Source organism: Paenibacillus tengchongensis, assembly GCF_008973665.1.
GTDB lineage: Bacteria > Bacillota > Bacilli > Paenibacillales > Paenibacillaceae > Paenibacillus_AQ > Paenibacillus_AQ tengchongensis.
The window spans coordinates 43519-60931 of sequence record NZ_WACP01000014.1 but is presented as its reverse complement, the minus strand read 5'-3'; the positions used below and the strand labels follow the sequence as shown (position 1 = coordinate 60931).

Sequence of the window (17413 nt, the reverse complement as noted above, 5' to 3'; positions counted from 1 at the left end):
TACCAAATAAGCGGTTTTTTTATTGAACTATATTCATACAGCCTATGCCGTATAAGGCTGCAGCAAATCCCTTTTCAACAAATCCATATTTGTTCGGCCAGTTCCCGGGGCAGGCAAGGCGTCTCCGTTGGTAATCCCGACCATGCATTCAGCCATCCCGGATATACTGGCATCCTCAATAATTGACACTTTCCACCGGTGTGTCGAGTAATGGACGAATCCGCGAATAATAACGATTGATCCGTATTGAATTTGATTTATTATAAACATATGTCGTTTAATCGATTACTATCGATTAATTGAAAGCGCCAATCGGCATTCTAAAAATAAAACTATGCAAAGGAGACATACACATGTTTAACGAAACCCTCAGATTATCTAATGGTGTAAATATCCCCACATTAGGGCTGGGTACCTGGCTGCTTGACGATGGACAGGCAGAACAGGCCGTACGTGATGCGGTGTCCCTCGGCTATCGTCATATTGACACGGCTCAGGCTTATCAGAACGAAGCCGGTGTAGGCAAAGGCATCCGCTCCTGCGGTACCACAAGAGAACAGCTGTTCATTACGACAAAGGTCGCTGCCGAGGCAAAGAACTATACTGCAGTTACACATTCCATTGATGAGTCTTTAGCTAAATTGGGGCTGGACTACATTGACCTGTTGATTATTCACAGCCCGCAGCCCTGGAGTGAGTTCCGTGAGGAGAACCGCTATTTCCAGGAAAACAAAGAAGCATGGAAAGCCATGGAGGATGCTTATAAAGCCGGCAAAGTCAAGGCGATCGGACTGTCCAACTTCCTTCAGGATGATATAGAAAATATTCTGGAGAGCTGTGAAATTAAGCCGATGGTCAATCAGATTTTGGCCCATGTGAGCAATACGCCGTTTGCATTAATTGAATACTGCCAGCAGAATGACATCCTGGTTGAGGCCTATTCACCGATTGCCCACGGTGCTATCCTTGATCACGCGGAGATTAAGACTATGGCGGATAAGTATGGAGTATCGGTAGCCCAGCTTAGCCTGCGCTATGATATCCAGTTAGGTCTTGTAGTTATCCCTAAGACGGCAAATCCGGAGCATATGAGAGTCAATGGCGAGCTTGATTTTGTGATCAGCGATGCAGATATGGAGACGCTGAAGAACGTTGAGCCCATCCAGAATTATGGTGAGCATAGCTTCTTCCCGGTATTTGGCGGGAAAATGAAGTAAACCAGTTCTATTGATAATGGAGGATGTACAATGGCAAAATACGAAGAAGTCAAAGCGGGCGTGATTTTCCCTGCGGGCGAGAAGAACGAAGCCTTTGCACAATATTTTACAGGACAAAGTTACCTGAAGACGCTGGTTGCCGATTCAAAAGTGAATGTTGGCGTTGGAAACGTGACCTTTGAACCGCGCTGCCGAAACAACTGGCATATCCACCGGGATGGCTTTCAAATTTTACTGGTAACCGGCGGGGAAGGCTGGTACCAGGAAGAAGGTAAACCCGCACAATCGTTGAAAGCAGGGGATGTGATCGTTACCCATGATGGGGTTAAGCATTGGCATGGTGCAACCCATGACAGCTGGTTCGAGCATATTGCCATCACTGCAGGTACGCCAGAATGGCTGGAGCCCGTTGCGGATGAGGATTATGACAGCCTTTTAGCTAATTAATGTTACACATTTGAAATCTCCTTGTACCTGTGATAGGATGAATTCAATTAAATAATCCTTAAATACATCGTTTAACGGATTGTTACTGGGCGTCCAGGCAAAACCTAAACCGATGGTGAATGATTGGATCTTCTTCATGAAGGTCTTAACTCTTTGCCAATGGTTTAGGTTTTTCTTGTTTTATTGGCCCTTTGGCTCCACCAATCACTACAGAAAAGAGGCAGAAACGATGACTACAGCCAAAACAGGATTCCCTGAAAACTTCTTATGGGGCGGAGCTACTGCAGCTAATCAGCTCGAAGGTGCCTATGCCGAGGACGGCAAAGGACTGTCAACAGCGGATATGATCGCCTATGTGCCGAAGGCCCAGCGCCAGGGGGATCATGCCATGGAGATTTCCAGCGAGCGCATTGCGCAGATTCTGGCCGGTGAGATTGAGGAACGGTTCCCGAAGCGGGAAGGTGTCGACTTCTACCACCGTTATAAGGAGGACATCGCGCTCTTCGCTGAAATGGGCTTCAAGGTGTTCCGCATGTCCATCAACTGGGCGCGGATCTTCCCGAACGGCGATGATGCACAGCCGAATGAAGCGGGACTGCAATTCTATGACAACGTGTTCGATGAACTCCTTAAATACGGCATCGAGCCGTTGGTTACGCTGTCACACTATGAGACACCGCTGGGCCTGACGCAGAAGTACAACGGCTGGGCCAGCCGCGAGGTGATCGGCCATTATGTGAAGTATGCCGAAACCGTATTCACCCGTTACCGGAATAAAGTGAAATATTGGCTGACCTTCAATGAGATTAACGTTATGCTGTTCAGCCCGTACACCGGTGGCGGAGTGCTTACGGACCGCACAGAGCATAAGCTGCAGACGGTGTATCAGGCGCTGCATCATCAATTCGTGGCGAGTGCCATGGTGACGAAGCTGGGGCATGAGATCATCCCGGGCTCGCAAATCGGCTGCATGCTGGCCCGGATCGAATCTTACCCGCATACCTGCAATCCGGAGGATGTACGCAAGAGCCAGCAGGAGAACCAGATGAATCTGTTCTTCACCGATGTGCATGCACGCGGCGAATACCCTGCTTATATGGACCGCTACTTTGCGGACAATAACATTGTCATCGCGCGTGAGCCGGGGGATGACGAGATTCTTGCCGCGCATACCGTGGATTTCATCTCCTTCAGCTATTACATGACCGTGGCGGTCTCCGCCGGACCGGAAGGCGAAGCGACAGCCGGTAATTTGGTCGGCGGCGTCAAGAATCCTTATCTGGAGGCCTCCGACTGGGGCTGGCAGATCGACCCTGTGGGCCTGCGGATTACCCTGAATACGCTGTATGACCGGTACCGGAAGCCGCTCTTTATCGTAGAGAACGGACTTGGCGCCATTGACCGGGTCGAGGAAGACGGAGCTATCCATGACTGCTACCGGATTGATTACTTGAAGAAGCATATTATCCAGATGAAGGAAGCCGTCAAGGATGGCGTTGAACTGCTGGGCTATACTGCTTGGGGCCCGATTGATCTGGTCAGCATGTCCACCTCGGAAATGTCCAAGCGGTACGGGTTCATCTATGTCGATCTGGACGACGAGGGCAACGGAACCTTAAACCGCAGCAAGAAAGATTCGTTCGCGTGGTACAAGCAGGTGATCGCCTCAAACGGAGAAACTCTGTAAATACAGAAGCTCATGGATGGACAAACTACAGCTATGAAAGGCGGGTTATGATATGAAGACAGCATTTCCGGAAGGATTCTTGTGGGGCGGTGCCGTTGCGGCCAATCAGTGCGAGGGCGCCTATAACTCCTATGGGAAAGGACTCTCTACGCAGGACATCATGCCGCACGGGATTGCCGGCCCTATTACGGAGGAGCCGACCGAAGATAATCTGAAGCTGGTGGGCATTGATTTTTACCACCGTTATAAAGAAGATGTGAAGCTGTTTGCCGAGATGGGCTTCAAGGTCTTCCGTACGTCGATTGCCTGGTCGCGGATTTATCCGAATGGTGATGATCTGACTCCGAATGAAGAGGGCCTGCAGTTCTATGACGATCTGTTCGACGAGTGCCGCAAATACGGAATTGAGCCGCTGGTAACCTTGTCGCACTATGAAACGCCGCTTCATCTCGCCAAAGCGTATGACGGCTGGGTCAACCGCCAGCTGATCAGCTTCTATGAACGCTATGTCACAACCGTGTTCAAGCGCTATAAAGACAAAGTGAAATACTGGCTGACCTTCAATGAGATTAACTCGATTCTGGAAGCGCCCTTCATGAGCGGAGGCATCTATACGCCGAAGGAGAAGCTGTCGAAGCAGGATCTGTACCAGGCTGTACACCATGAGCTGGTGGCAAGCGCGCTGGCGGTCAAACTGGGCCACGAGCTGATGCCTGGCGCCAAGCTGGGCTGTATGGTGCTGAGCATGCCGACTTATCCGCTGACGCCGCAACCGGATGATGTGATCGCCAGTATGCACTTTGAGCACAAAAATGACTTCTTCGCAGATGTCCATGCCCGGGGCATTTATCCAAATTATATGAAGCGGTATTTCCGGGAGAACGGCATCGAGATCCATTTTGCGCCTGAGGACGAAGAGCTGCTGAAGCATACCGTTGACTTCATTTCCTTCAGCTATTATGTGAGCATCTGTGAGACTGGGGATCCGGAGAAGCGGACTACCGGCCAAGGAAACCTGTTTGCAGGTGTCCCGAATCCTTATCTGCAGGCAAGCGAGTGGGGCTGGCAGATCGATCCGCAAGGGCTCCGTTATGTGCTCAACCGCTTCTACGACCGTTACCAGAAGCCGCTGTTCATCGTGGAGAATGGGCTTGGGGCAGTCGATGAGCTGGTCGATGACGGTCATGGCGGCAAAACGGTCAACGATGATTACCGGATCGAGTATATGCGCGATCACTTAATCCAAGTAAATGAAGCTATCAAAGACGGTGTGGAAGTCATGGGCTATACCTCTTGGGGATGCATAGACATCGTCAGCGCCTCAACCGCCGAAATGAAGAAACGCTACGGCTTCATTTATGTGGACCGCAACAACGACGGCACGGGCACCCTGGAGCGGTACCGCAAGAAGTCGTTCCACTGGTACAAGGAAGTTATCGGCACCAATGGAGCCAGCCTGGCGAAGGACCACAATTTGGAATAAAACGTTTTCATAAAAACGTTGTCATGCAAATGACGATGTGCTAAGATGCTTGTAGAGGAAAACCTCACTGGATTGTTACTGTACTTAGCAGGCAAAACCAGAAACCGGCATTCTTATCGAATGGCCAGTTTTGGTTTTGCCTTTTTATTTCTACTCTGACGGTGTAAGGTGATGGAATGATAATTGCGAAGGTGCTGAATAACAATGTCGTAACTGTAATGGATGCCAGCCAGAAGGAACTGGTCATTATGGGACGCGGGATCGCCTTCAAGAAACACGCCGGCGACGTCATTGATGAAGACAAGATTGAAAAGATATTTTCGCTGGAGAACAAGGAAGTCTCGCAAAAGCTGATGTCGCTGCTCTCGGACATCCCGATGGAATATGTCGAGTGCTCCGACGAAATTATCCGCTACGCCGAGACGGTGCTCGGTGAGAAGCTGCATGAGAGCGTGTATATCTCGCTGACCGACCATATCCACTTTGCCATCGACCGGCACCGCCAGGGACTGCAAATCCGCAATGCGCTGCTGTGGGAAATCAAGCGGATGTACCGCAAGGAGTTCTCCATCGGCATCAAGGCGCTGCAGATCATCGAGGACAGGCTCGGCGTATCGCTGCCGGAAGACGAGTGCGCTTTCATTGCCATGCATCTGGTCAACGCGCAGATGAACGGGGAAATGCGGGAGACGGTAAGCATCACCAATATTGTGAAGGATATTCTCAATATCGTCAGACGGAGCTTCCTGATTGAGCTGGATGAGGAATCGCTCAGCTATTACCGCTTTCTGACCCATCTGAAATTCTTTGCACAGCGGGTGGTGCAGGGAACGCCGATGGATGACAGGGACAAGGAGCACGCGCTGCATGATCTGGTCAAGGTCCAATACCCGGAGGCGCATGCCTGCGCCGTGAAGATTGCGGAGTATACACGCAAAATTTACAAAAGGCAATTATCCAAAGAAGAAATTCTGTACATGACCATTCATATCGAACGGATTGTACGCAATGAAGAGAAAGCCGAATAACTGCGTGACGGGATTGTTACTCTTAGCAGGCAAAACCTAAACGCTGAACAGCGATATGCGAAATCTGCATTACTGCTCAGTGTTTGGGTTTTTTTGTACCACAAACCACTCTCAACCTCAAAGGAGCATGACATATGGATAAGGCAGCATTGTCCAAAGAAATACTGAAGCTGGTCGGCGGAGAAGAGAACGTAAGCCAAGTTACCCACTGCATGACCCGCCTGCGCTTTAATCTGAACGATAACAAAAGGGCCGATAAAGAAGCGCTGCAGAAAACACCGGGCGTGATGGGCGTAATGATCAACGGCGGACAGTTCCAGGTCATTATCGGCAACGATGTGCCGGTTGTATATAACGAGCTGGTTGCGGGCATGTCCAAGTCCCCGGATCAAAAGGCTGCAGCAGCGGACAGCGCCGAGAAGAAAAAGCAGAATCCGCTCAGCAAATTTATGGACTTCATCTCCGGTATCTTTACACCGATTCTGCCGGCCATTACCGGCGCGGGGATGATCAAAGGGATCGTGGCGCTGCTGGTGGCCCTGGGCTGGATGACCACCGAGAATTCAACCTATATCATCCTGTCGGCCATCGGGGACGGCGCATTCTACTTCCTGCCGATTGTACTGGCGGTAAGCGCCGCCCGCAAGCTGGGAAGCAACATGTATATAGGCGCAGCCATTGGTGCAGCCATTCTACATCCGACGATAACAGCGCTGCTGTCGACCGGGGAGCCGGTTACATTCGCATCGCTGCCGGTCGTAGCGGCGACGTATTCCTCCTCGGTCATCCCGATTGTCATCGCCATCTGGCTGGCATCCTATGTGGAGAAAGCGGTAGACAAAGTAACCCATGCTTCGCTGAAGCTGATTGTTGTGCCAACGGTGACACTGCTGGTGATCGTACCGCTGACGCTGATTGCCATTGGTCCGCTGGGCGTTATCATCGGAAATGGCCTCACCGGAGGGATCAACTGGCTGTTCGATAACACCGGATTGCTTGCAGGGCTGCTGATCGGCGGGACAATGTCGCTGCTCATCATTACAGGCATGCACTATGCGCTCATCCCGATTATGATCGCTTCCATTGCCCAGCTCGGCTATGACTATATCATCCCGCTCATGATGGTGGCCAACTTCGCGCAAGGTGGCGCCACCTTCGGGGTATACCTGAAATCGAAGAACAAGAAGCTGAAGTCCCTGGCCCTCTCCACAAGCATCACCGCCATGATGGGGATTACCGAGCCGGCGATGTACGGCGTTAACATGCGTTTCAAGAAGCCGTTTATCGCCGCACTGATCGGCGGTGCCGCCGGCGGGGCGTTCCTGAGCCTGTTCAAGGTCAAAGCCTTCGTCATCGGCGGCCTGGCCGGATTGTCCGGGATTCCAATGGTGCTGGGCTCGACCTTTGTCCTGTCCCTGATCGGCTTCGCCATCGGCATCGTGGTTGCGGCTATGGTAACTTACATCCTGGGCTTTGAGGATGTGCCGGAAGAGCAAGTGCAGGCCACCCCAGTCGCCGCACCGGCTGCTGATCCAGTTGCTGCGCCGGCTGCCAATGAGCAGCACATGGTTACAGAACAAATCTTCAGCCCGATTACCGGTGAAGTGAAGCCGCTGAGCGCGGTGAATGACCCGGCATTCTCCGAAGAAATCATGGGTAAAGGCTTGGCCATCCAGCCTGCCGAAGGGCGGGTCGTATCGCCTGTCAACGGAACCGTGTTCTCCCTATCGAAGAGTGGGCATGCCATTGGTCTGGTCAGCGACAACGGGGCCGAGATGCTTATCCATATCGGCATTGATACCGTCAAGCTGAAGGGTCTGCATTTCTCGCCGAAGGTGACGGCAGGCACCAAGGTGGCTGTAGGCGATCTCCTGATGGAATTCGATCTTGCCGAGATTGAAAAAGCCGGCTACAGCACGATCACGCCGGTGATTATCACCAACATCCAGCAATACGACTCGATCCAGTCCGCCGGGCAAGCCTCGGTGAAGACCAAGGATCTGTTGTATACGGTTAAAGCCTAACCATTGATGTGCAGGCGGCAGCAGCCGCCTGCATTAACCCGGTCCGGATGAACGACAAATCCCGGTCTGCCCAATTCGCAGTCATTACTGCGAAGGGGACAGACCGGGATTTTTTAATACAAACAGACTAGTTCAATACTCATTCCTGCATGGTTTCACTCCAAAACGCGCACACTTGAAACACATTAATGTTACGTGAGGAGAAATGAAGGATGAGAGAAGACTTGTTGATGGAGTCGATACACCGGCTGGCTATCCCTTTTGGAACCCGGGAATCCATAGACCGGCTGATTAAGCATGCGGCGAAAGCCCAGTATGTGCTTCTAGGGGAAGCCTCGCATGGAACCTCGGATTTCTACACCGTCCGCGCTGAGCTCTCCAAACGCCTGATTGCCGAGCATGGCTTCCGGTTCATTGCCGTAGAAGGGGATTGGCCTGCTTGCTACACCTTAAACCGTTATGTCAAAGGGTATTCCGATGCCGCAACGGAAGCGGAGACAGCAATGAACGACTTCAATCGCTGGCCAACCTGGATGTGGGCTAATAGGGAGATCCTGGAGCTTGCCGGGTGGCTGCGCGAATTCAATCAGGACAAGCCCGATGCGGAGAAGGTGGGATTCTATGGGATTGATGTATACAGCCTGTGGGAGTCCATGGATGAAATTCTAAAGTATCTGGAGACGCAGGATAAGGCAGATCTGGAAGCGGCCCGGAAAGCTTTTGAATGCTTCGAGCCCTTTGGCCGAGATGAGCAATCTTACGGGATTTCGGCATCCCTGTATGGCGAAGGCTGTGAGGATCAGGTCATAGCCCTGCTGGGCAGGCTCCAGGACAAATGGAAGGATGCCCATCCGGAGGATCAGGAACGTGCGCTCAGTGCCGAGTTAAATGCAATGGCTGTAAAGGGTGCAGAATCCTACTATAGCACCATGATCCGCCACGACGCAGAGTCCTGGAATATCCGCGACCGGCACATGGTGTCCGCTCTGGAGAAGCTGGTGGAATTCCACGGGGAACATTCACGGGTGCTGGTCTGGGAGCATAATACGCACATTGGAGACGCCCGGGCAACGGACATGGCGGACGAAGGGATGGTCAACGTGGGACAGCTCCTGCGGGAACAGTATGGCAGCCAAGTATACGCCATCGGGTTTGGCACTTATGAGGGCACCGTTATTGCCGGCCGGAGCTGGGGAGCTCCAATGGAGGAAATGAAGGTACCGCCAGCCATCAGGAACAGCTGGGAAGAGCTGCTGCACAGAAACGGGGCGCAGGACCAGCTGCTGCTCATGGACCCGGAAGATCCGGTACTGGGTGAGATTACGGTTGGCCACCGGGCCATTGGCGTGGTGTACCATCCCGAACGGGAGAGAGGCAACTATGTGCCGACAGTGATCTCCAGACGTTACAACGCTTTTATCTACCTTGATCACACCAAGGCTTTGAGACCCCTGGCCTTATCCATACAAGGCTATTCAACATAGCATGTATTAAACCAGTTATGTTATGCTTTTTCTCAATAACATTTCGGGGGGAGTATTCCAATGATATCCGCTGCAACGGCAAAAATGATAAATATCCTTCCAGATCAGTTTGTCACCTGCATATCCAGAAGAATTACAAATCATTACCTGGACAAATATGCCACAATACACATAGCAGGCAGTGATAACTTAAAGGGAATTCAAACACCAACGATTTTCATATGCAATCATTTGAGCAATGCCGATGGATTAGTGTTAGACAGGGTGTTAAAAGAGATCGATCCCACCTTTGTAGCAGGGGAGAAGCTGTCCAATAACGCCGTTACCAGTATAGGAGTTAATGTAATTAAGACTACAACTATAAAACCTAATACGGCGGATAAAGAAGGCCTTGAGCGAATCATTAAGCTTATTAAACAAGGCGAGAGCCTATTGATTTTCCCTGAAGGAACCAGAAGCAGAGCAGGAAGTTTGATCGAAGCCAAGAAAGGAATCCTGCTTATAGCCAGAATGACAGGAGCCCCCATTGTACCTATTGGTTTATACGGGACAGAAAAACTGTTACCGATCAATATAGAAGGAGATATGAAAGCGGAAACCTTTACATATGCAGAGGTTCATATTAACATTGGCAAACAATTTGAGCTTCCGAAGAGAGACAAAGAACAAGATAAACAAGAATATGAAGAGAGTACTCTAAATTTTATAATGAAGAAAATAGCAGAGTTATTACCGGAGAAATACCGGGGAGTTTATAAATAGATGAAGAGAGGCTGGCCCGGGGGCTGGCCTCTTGTTGTGCAGGCAAGAATCAGCAGGACCAGATGCGGCCAGAATAACTTGCGATTTTAAGATACTGTTCATTTATATAAATATATATTTCGACATATTTTTCCTTACATTTTCAAAAAAGTATGCTAGCATAAATACTACATTAAGACAAACGTTTGCACAGACGAAGGGACATAACGACCTGAGCTTTGCAAAGAAATTCAAGGTGGCCGAGGTCCGTCCGCACAAGAATTATACCCTGCTTCGCTATCAGAAGGCAGTATGACGGGAGGACACTACAGGAATGAAGGATTTACGGACAGATTTTTACAGCAATATTTACAAAATCGCCATCCCGGTCACTGTGCAAAGCTTGATTATGGCACTGCTGACTTTAACCGATCAGCTGATGGTTGGACAGCTAGGCGATGTGGCCATAGCTTCCGTGGGGATTTCGGTGAAGATATACGGGATTATCAGTGTAGTATTGGCCGGTCTGGCAACGGGAGTGTCCATCTATGCTGCACAGTTCTGGGGAAAAAGAGATGACAAAAGCACGGCCCAGCTGCTTGGACTGGGTCTGCTGCTCGGCTTCGGAATATCTGCCGTATTTACGGTGCCGACGCATTTCTTCCCGCAATCCAGTCTCCGGTTGTTCACCCAGGACCTGGTGCTGATCGCTGAAGGCGCCGGGTTTCTGAAAATCATCTCCCTGAGCTACATCCCGGTAATGCTGACGATGATTTATTCCGCCATCTTACGCGCGACCGGACATGTGAAGCTGCCCATGCTGGCGAGCATGGCGGCGGTAGGATTGAACATCCTGCTCAACTATTTGCTGATCTACGGGAAATTCGGCTTTCCAGAGTGGGGGCTTAAGGGCGCGGCAACGGCTACACTGATCGCCCGGCTGTTCGAATGCTGCCTGATTATCGCGGCCGCCCGCAAGTTCCGGCTTCCCGGAGCAACGCATGTCCGCGGGTGGTTTGGCGTAAACCGGGTTCTTGTGGCGAAGTTTCTGCGGACCACCTATCCCATTGTCCTAACCGAGCTGATCTGGGTGCTGGGAGAAACGGTGTACGCGATCATCTATAGCCGGATGGGAACCGCGGAAATTACGGCGATGACGTTAACCTATCCACTGCAGAATTTAAGCATCGGATTATTATCCGGACTCGCCAGCGCTGCCGGCATCATGATCGGAAACAAGCTGGGAGCCGATGAACAGGAAGCGGCGATGGATTACTCTAAGCGGTTCATTAAGCTGGGAATTCTGGTGTCCCTCGGCACCGGGGCGCTGCTGGCCGGGCTCGCGCCGTTCTATGTCTCCATCTTTCAGGTATCCGGCGAAGCGCACCGGATGGGCATCCATCTCGTTTGGGTGTTTGCAGCATTCCTGTGGGTGAAGGTGGGCAATATGATCCTGGCCGGCGGCATACTCAACAGCGGCGGCGACAGCAAGTTCGTATTCATGATGGAATCCGCTGCGACCTGGCTGATCGGCGTCCCTTCGGGATTGCTCATGTCTTTTGTCTGGAAGCAGCCTGTGTTTCTGGTGTATATGATCCTGTCCATGGAGGAAGTGGTCCGGCTTGTCATCGGTTTAACAAGAATTTACTCCAGAAAGTGGATGAAGAATCTGGTTGCCGATCTGTCTGCTTGAGCAAGCGCATCAAGGGGCTGTACATTGTGCAGCCTCAGGCTTAGCTAGTAACCCCTATCCAGATTGTGTTAATCTGTCTAGTAGCGAACTCCATGTTGAAAGAGGGTTGTTACTTGACAAGAAACGTCTTATATATAGAAGATAATGAGAAAATAGGCCATTGGGTTAAAGAGGCATTGGAACAGCGGGGATTCTCCGTCCGGTGGCTGCTCTCCGGTGAAGGAGCCGAGAAAGAAGTCCGGCAGCATGAAATTGTTATTCTGGATATCATGTTACCCGGTTTAGACGGATTTACGGTGGGCAGACGCTTGAAGAAGGCAGCTCCCACCGTTCCGATCCTGCTGTTATCCGCCCGTACAGCGGTAGATGATAAGGTGGAAGGTTTACAATTTGCCGACGATTATTTAACGAAACCGTTCCATACGGATGAATTAGTTGCCAGATTAGAGGTGTTAATCCGGCGAAGCGGGGGAGCACTCTCCACACGCATTGCATTAGGAGATCATATTGAAGTAGACCCGGAAGCCCAGATGGTATATGACAAGCGCACCGGAGAAGAAATTATATTGACTGGGAAGCAGCACCAGATTCTTATGTACTTCTTACGTCACCCTAACCGGGTCTTACCCAAAGAACAAATCTATGAAGCCGTTTGGGAGGAAGCCTATATCACAGGCGATAAAACATTAATGGTACATATCCGCCGGCTGCGCCAGAAGCTGGAAGTCAATCCGAATGCCCCAGAGATTATTGAAACGTTGAAGGGAATCGGCTACCGGGTGAAGCTATGAAACAGACCCGGTCCTTATTCCGCCGTTTTCTAAAAGTGCATTTTCTGTTTATCTTTTTGCCGCCAATGCTGCTTATTTTCTACTCTATGTTTTTCGGGTTTGAGGACTCACATCGGGTAGGTCTGAGCACATTAAATCTATTTTACATTACACTGCTTTTGTTCAGTTTTATTCTGGTTGCCTTTGTTGTAATATCCTGGATGTTCTTCTTCAGACTCCGCAAACGCCTCACCGGCTTACAGGAAGCCATGTCATTGAAAGGTAATGGGCCTTCCTTGCCTAAGACTATACATGTTCAAAGTGACCGTATGGATGAAATCGACCAGTTGGGAAGCTCCTTCAATTGGATGATTCAGCAGCTTGAAGACAGCCGCCAGCGGGAAGCGGAAGAGGAATGTTTACGGCACCGGCTCATTGCGAATCTATCTCACGACCTGCGGACGCCGCTTACCATTCTCAGAGGACATGCTGCCCGTTTAAATAAGGAAGCCTTGAGCTTGGAAGGACAAGATTCATTAGCAGAGGTGGACCATACGATTACAAGAGTCGGAGAGCTGATGGATGATCTGCTTTCCTATACCTTGCTTACATCAGGGAAATATCCGTATGAGCCCGCTTCAACCGACATTGTACGTTTAGTAAGAGCATCTGTTGCGGCTTGGTATCCTGTGTTCGAGGAACAAGGAATTGAGATCGAAGCTGATTTACCAGCAGCAGAGACGTTTTACTGGGAAGCAGATCCGAATTGGATGACACGGGTGCTGGATAATGTCTTCCAGAATATTCTCCGCCATGCGGCAGCGGGGAAATATGCGAATATAACCGTTGATCCCGAAAAAGAACGGATTATTGTTGCAGACCGTGGTCCGGGTATGCTTAAACCTTCCGATGAACGCGGAGCGGGGATCGGTTTATCGGCTTCAGCTTATATGCTGACCCAAATGAAGCTGAAAGCTGACTTTATCTCCGATGAGAAGGGGACAAGTGTAGTTATTGGCCGGGCTTAACCTAAAGTTAACCCGGAATTAATCAGGCGGATACCGGAGATGTAACTTTGCTTCTATATACTTGGAACCATAACAGAAAGGAAGTGTTATGGTTGCTAACCATTCATAACTTGGTCAAACGCCGCGGAAATCGAGAAATTTTATCAGGGATCAGTTTTATAGCCAGACCCGGTAGAGTCACCGGATTCCTGGGTCCGAATGGGGCAGGGAAAAGCTCCACACTCCGGATCCTGCTTGGACTGGACCGTGCCACCTCAGGGAGTGCGCTAATTCATGGTAAGGCATTTGCAGAATTACCTAATCCTCTAACCACCGTCGGAGCCGCACTTGATGGATCCGGGGCCCACCCTATGCGGACAGGACGGGCACATTTGCGCTGGCTGGCCCGTGCCGCAGGACTGCCCCGTTCACGTGTCGAGGAGGTTCTTGAAATCGCCGGTCTTACGAATGCGGCTGGCCGGAGAGTGGGAAGCTATTCCCTCGGTATGGGGAGAAGACTGGCAATGGCGGCTGCGCTGCTTGGCGATCCCGAAATCCTGATATTGGACGAACCTGTAAACGGGCTCGACCCGGAAGGCATCCGCTGGATCCGGACATTGCTGCGTGAACGCGCTGCGTCCGGCAACACGGTGCTGCTGTCCAGTCACCTCATGGGAGAGCTTGCAGAGACTGTGGATGATGTGGTGGTTATTCATCATGGTAAAGTAGTGGCGGATGGAACCTTGGCAGAAGTCACAGGTAACCATTCCACGCTGGAGAGCGCTTTTTTTGCCCTGACCTCTGAACGTGGAGGTGATGTATCATGAGGGCATTCCAAGCCGAACTATCCAAGCTGTTCTCTCTGCCGGGCATTTGGCTGGCCGTTCTGATTGGAGCTGTTGCCCCGGCGGGCATATCTGCGTTGGACAGTATTGCTCAGAAAGAGGATATTGTAGCAGGAATCAGTACACGGCTGCCGGAAGCCGGCTTTATCGGATTAGTCCTTGGTGTGCAAGGTGTCATTATTCTTGGTGTGCTGGCTGTCAGCAGTGAGTATTTGACCGAGAGCAGCGAATCCGGCGCAGGACATCAGATAACAACCAGTTTAACAGCTGTTCCTTCCCGGATTCATGTTCTGCTGGCCAAAGCAGGTGCTGTAGCAGTAATCAGCATACTGCAGTGTATCTTTGCTATCCTGACCACTGTGTCAGTTACGCATCTTATGCTTGGTGAATATACCCCTTCCTTTGAAGGGTCCAGACTTCTCGGTACGGTTTGTTACTGGGTTTTCACTGCTCTTCTAGCATTTGCGTTTACTGTCCTGACCAAGAATGCCCTGATCCCGCTTGCAGTGCTCCTGATCAATTCATCCTTGGTATCCTTCAGTGTCCTGCTGTCCAAGATTACAAAGCTGGCGTATTACTTACCAGACCGGGCTGGCGCTGAAATGTTTATGGTGATGGGCGACAGAATCCATACTCCGTTCACAGGCGGATTGGTCATGTTTGGCTGGGTAGCCGTACTTTTCATTATTGCGGCTATAGTATTCCTTAGAAGGGATGTTGCGGCATGAGGGTCTCATCCGGCAGAAAGTTCACAAAGATCCTTGGCGCTGAACTGGACAAACTGGTTACATTACCTCTGATAGGGTTCATATTAATAGGGTCATTCCTGCTTAATCTGGTTTTAGCCGCAGCGTTCACTTCTGCCGGTCAGCAAGATTCGGCAGGAACGCAAAGTATGCTGGAGCTCGGGCTGGCTTCCTTACGGTATACTCAAGCAGGGTATATCATTCTTGGGATCCTGGCTGCTTGTTCAGAGTATAGCGGCGGGCAGATTCGAACCACCTTAACGGTGATCCCTTGGCGGGGGCTTCAATTATCCGCGAAGCATCTGGCATTAGCCATTATAACCGTTCCTGCGGCGTTTATGATTGCGGCGTCAGGCGTGCTATATTCTTTGTTCAGGATGAGCAATACAGCAGCAGGCATTGATATCGGCACCATGATCAAGACATTAGCGGGTGCAGCAGGCTACCTGACCTTAACCGCACTGCTCAGCGCAGCTATTGGCAGTTTGTTGGGACGGACCACGCCTGCAGTAGTGTTACTGCTTGGTTATTATTTCGTTGTCAGTCCATTGGCGGGAGAGCTTCTGCCCGGCTATCTTCCGGATACGGCAGGATATTCTATGTATATGCATCCTTCCGCAGGTGAAATAAATGCCCGTACCCCTATAGAGGGGACAGGCATTTTAATGTTATGGACGCTGCTCTTTATTACAGCAGCCCTTGTATTGTACCGTAAGCGGGATGCTTGAATTACCTCCTATGTTCTCCTATTCAACCTGCGGGGCTGGCGTATACGGAACCTTAAAGCCTTTGGCCACAATTTGCTCCCGGCCTCCGTGAAGATCGAGCCGCCGCTGTTGATCCCGCCTTGCTTCGGCGTCGGTCTTCTCCGGATCGACGATCTCACGCAGCTTTTGATTCATGCGGCTAACCACGGCGGCATACTGTGGATCGTCAGCCAAGTCGGTTGCTTCCCCGGGATCTTTAGCCAGGTTGAACAGCTGTGAAGGGTAATTCACGTAGTAAACAAATTTGTATTGCTCTTCACGTATCATGAAGAAGCCGGTAATACTGCCTGCGGCGTGATATTCGCTAAACACAACCCGGTTGGGTTCGAAATCTCCCCGGGCCAGCGGAAGCAGGGATTTTCCCGGAAGATCGCGGTCCTCTTCCTCCAGGCGGGCCCCGACCATATCGAGTACCGTGGGAAAACAATCGACGAGAGAGACGTTATCCGAAACTTGCCTTCCCTTCGGCAAATCGGGTCCGGAGATGATGAGTGGAACGGCGACGGATCCCTCATACATGGTTGATTTGAACCAGAGGCCGTGCTCCCCCATGGAATCGCCATGATCGGAGGTATAGATAATGCGTGTGGAACGGTCCAGCCCCGTGTCCCGGAGTGCCGACAGTACCTGGCCGACCTGAGCATCCATGAAGCTGCAAAGACCGTAGTAAGCCGCAAGCGCATTGCGGACATCCACTTCGTCAAGCTCATCTGCTACTCCGATCAGACGGCGGTACTCGTTAATAACGGGATGGGAGCCGCGCTGATCCAATCCGTAATTCTTCGGAAGCGGAATACTCTCCGGCGGATATAAGTCAAAGTATTCCTGTGGTGCTGTCAACGGATAATGAGGCGTGACGAACGAAACGAACAGCACCCACGGCTGATCCGGTTCAGCCGCCGCTTCGCGGAGGAAATTCACTGCTTCCTGGGCAATGGCGCGGTCATATTGCGTATAGGAAGACTCGCCCGGGCCAGCCGCAAGAACCTGCTTGCGCCCAAGGTTGCCTGAAGGCAGCCCGGTTTCACGGATCAGGGTGAACAAGTCTCCAACACCATTCAGCACATGCAGAGGAAGCCGCTGATCGGGAAAGCCCGTGTCATCGGCAGCATCCCGGTAATGGAGCTTGCCTACGGTGGTGACATGAATTCCTTGATCCTCCAGCCTGTGGCCCCAGCTTGGCTTGTCTCCGGAATAAGGCGCAGCATTATCCCAAGAGCCGTTATCATGAGGATAACGGCCGGTGGCAATGCTGGCACGGGAAGGAACACATATGGGACAATTGCTGTAGGCATTGGTGAACTTTACGCCATCCCGCGCCAGCTGGTCCAAGTTTGGAGTCTGAATGACGGGGTGGCCGTTGTCCCCCAGGAGGTCCCGGTTGTGCTGATCCGACATGATGAATAATAAATTTTGCGGTTTCGAATTCATGATATTCGCCCTTTCTGTCTAAACTGCATTCGTTTCACGAATG

The 17413-nt window shown here is 51.1% G+C and carries 15 protein-coding genes; 14 read left to right on the top strand and 1 reads right to left on the bottom strand.

The window, feature by feature from the left end; all coding sequences use genetic code 11:
* Positions 1-353 precede the first annotated feature (353 nt).
* The 14 genes from F1381_RS21520 to F1381_RS21455 all read left to right on the top strand — a co-directional run bounded on the left by F1381_RS21520 (position 354) and on the right by F1381_RS21455 (position 15900).
* Entirely contained in the window at positions 354-1217 is an 864-nt protein-coding gene (locus F1381_RS21520; RefSeq protein ID WP_151736907.1) for an aldo/keto reductase, read from the top strand.
* Between the two features lie 30 nt (positions 1218-1247).
* A complete protein-coding gene (locus F1381_RS21515; protein ID WP_151736906.1) occupies positions 1248-1664 on the top strand; it encodes a cupin domain-containing protein in 417 nt (138 codons plus the stop codon).
* 229 nt (positions 1665-1893) lie between these two features.
* A complete protein-coding gene (locus F1381_RS21510; RefSeq protein WP_151736905.1) occupies positions 1894-3351 on the top strand; it encodes a glycoside hydrolase family 1 protein in 1458 nt (485 codons plus the stop codon).
* Positions 3352-3403: 52 nt separating this feature from the next.
* On the top strand, positions 3404-4834 hold the full coding sequence (locus F1381_RS21505; protein ID WP_151736904.1) for a glycoside hydrolase family 1 protein: 1431 nt from the start codon (positions 3404-3406) through the stop codon (positions 4832-4834).
* Positions 4835-5010: 176 nt separating this feature from the next.
* Entirely contained in the window at positions 5011-5862 is an 852-nt protein-coding gene (gene licT / locus F1381_RS21500) for a BglG family transcription antiterminator LicT (RefSeq protein WP_151736903.1), read from the top strand.
* 134 nt (positions 5863-5996) lie between these two features.
* A complete protein-coding gene (locus F1381_RS21495; RefSeq protein WP_151736902.1) occupies positions 5997-7886 on the top strand; it encodes a beta-glucoside-specific PTS transporter subunit IIABC in 1890 nt (629 codons plus the stop codon).
* A gap of 212 nt (positions 7887-8098) precedes the next feature.
* Complete coding sequence (locus F1381_RS21490; protein WP_151736901.1) at positions 8099-9370, top strand: erythromycin esterase family protein; 1272 nt, start codon at positions 8099-8101, stop codon at positions 9368-9370.
* A gap of 60 nt (positions 9371-9430) precedes the next feature.
* On the top strand, positions 9431-10132 hold the full coding sequence (locus F1381_RS21485; RefSeq protein WP_151736900.1) for a lysophospholipid acyltransferase family protein: 702 nt from the start codon (positions 9431-9433) through the stop codon (positions 10130-10132).
* A gap of 313 nt (positions 10133-10445) precedes the next feature.
* The gene (locus F1381_RS21480; RefSeq protein WP_151736899.1) at positions 10446-11804 is read left to right on the top strand and encodes an MATE family efflux transporter; all 1359 of its coding nucleotides are present in this window, start codon (positions 10446-10448) and stop codon (positions 11802-11804) included.
* Positions 11805-11917: 113 nt separating this feature from the next.
* Positions 11918-12595, top strand: a complete 678-nt coding sequence (locus F1381_RS21475; protein ID WP_151737021.1) for a response regulator transcription factor — start codon at positions 11918-11920, stop codon at positions 12593-12595.
* Positions 12592-13602 carry a HAMP domain-containing sensor histidine kinase gene (locus F1381_RS21470; protein WP_151736898.1) on the top strand — a complete coding sequence of 337 codons (1011 nt, stop codon included), beginning with the start codon at positions 12592-12594 and terminating at the stop codon, positions 13600-13602. The genes F1381_RS21475 and F1381_RS21470 overlap by 4 nt, the downstream gene beginning before the upstream one ends.
* An 83-nt stretch (positions 13603-13685) precedes the next feature.
* Positions 13686-14408 carry an ABC transporter ATP-binding protein gene (locus F1381_RS21465; RefSeq protein WP_246188142.1) on the top strand — a complete coding sequence of 241 codons (723 nt, stop codon included), beginning with the start codon at positions 13686-13688 and terminating at the stop codon, positions 14406-14408.
* A gap of 95 nt (positions 14409-14503) precedes the next feature.
* Positions 14504-15154, top strand: coding sequence for an ABC transporter permease (locus tag F1381_RS21460; RefSeq protein WP_246188141.1), 651 nt, complete (start codon positions 14504-14506; stop codon positions 15152-15154).
* Positions 15151-15900, top strand: a complete 750-nt coding sequence (locus F1381_RS21455; protein WP_151736895.1) for an ABC transporter permease — start codon at positions 15151-15153, stop codon at positions 15898-15900. The genes F1381_RS21460 and F1381_RS21455 overlap by 4 nt, the downstream gene beginning before the upstream one ends.
* Positions 15901-15918: 18 nt before the next feature.
* Here F1381_RS21455 and F1381_RS21450 read toward each other — a convergent pair whose 3' ends face one another.
* Positions 15919-17370, bottom strand: a complete 1452-nt coding sequence (locus tag F1381_RS21450) for a sulfatase-like hydrolase/transferase (protein WP_151736894.1) — start codon at positions 17368-17370, stop codon at positions 15919-15921.
* Between the last annotated feature and the right edge of the window lie 43 nt (positions 17371-17413).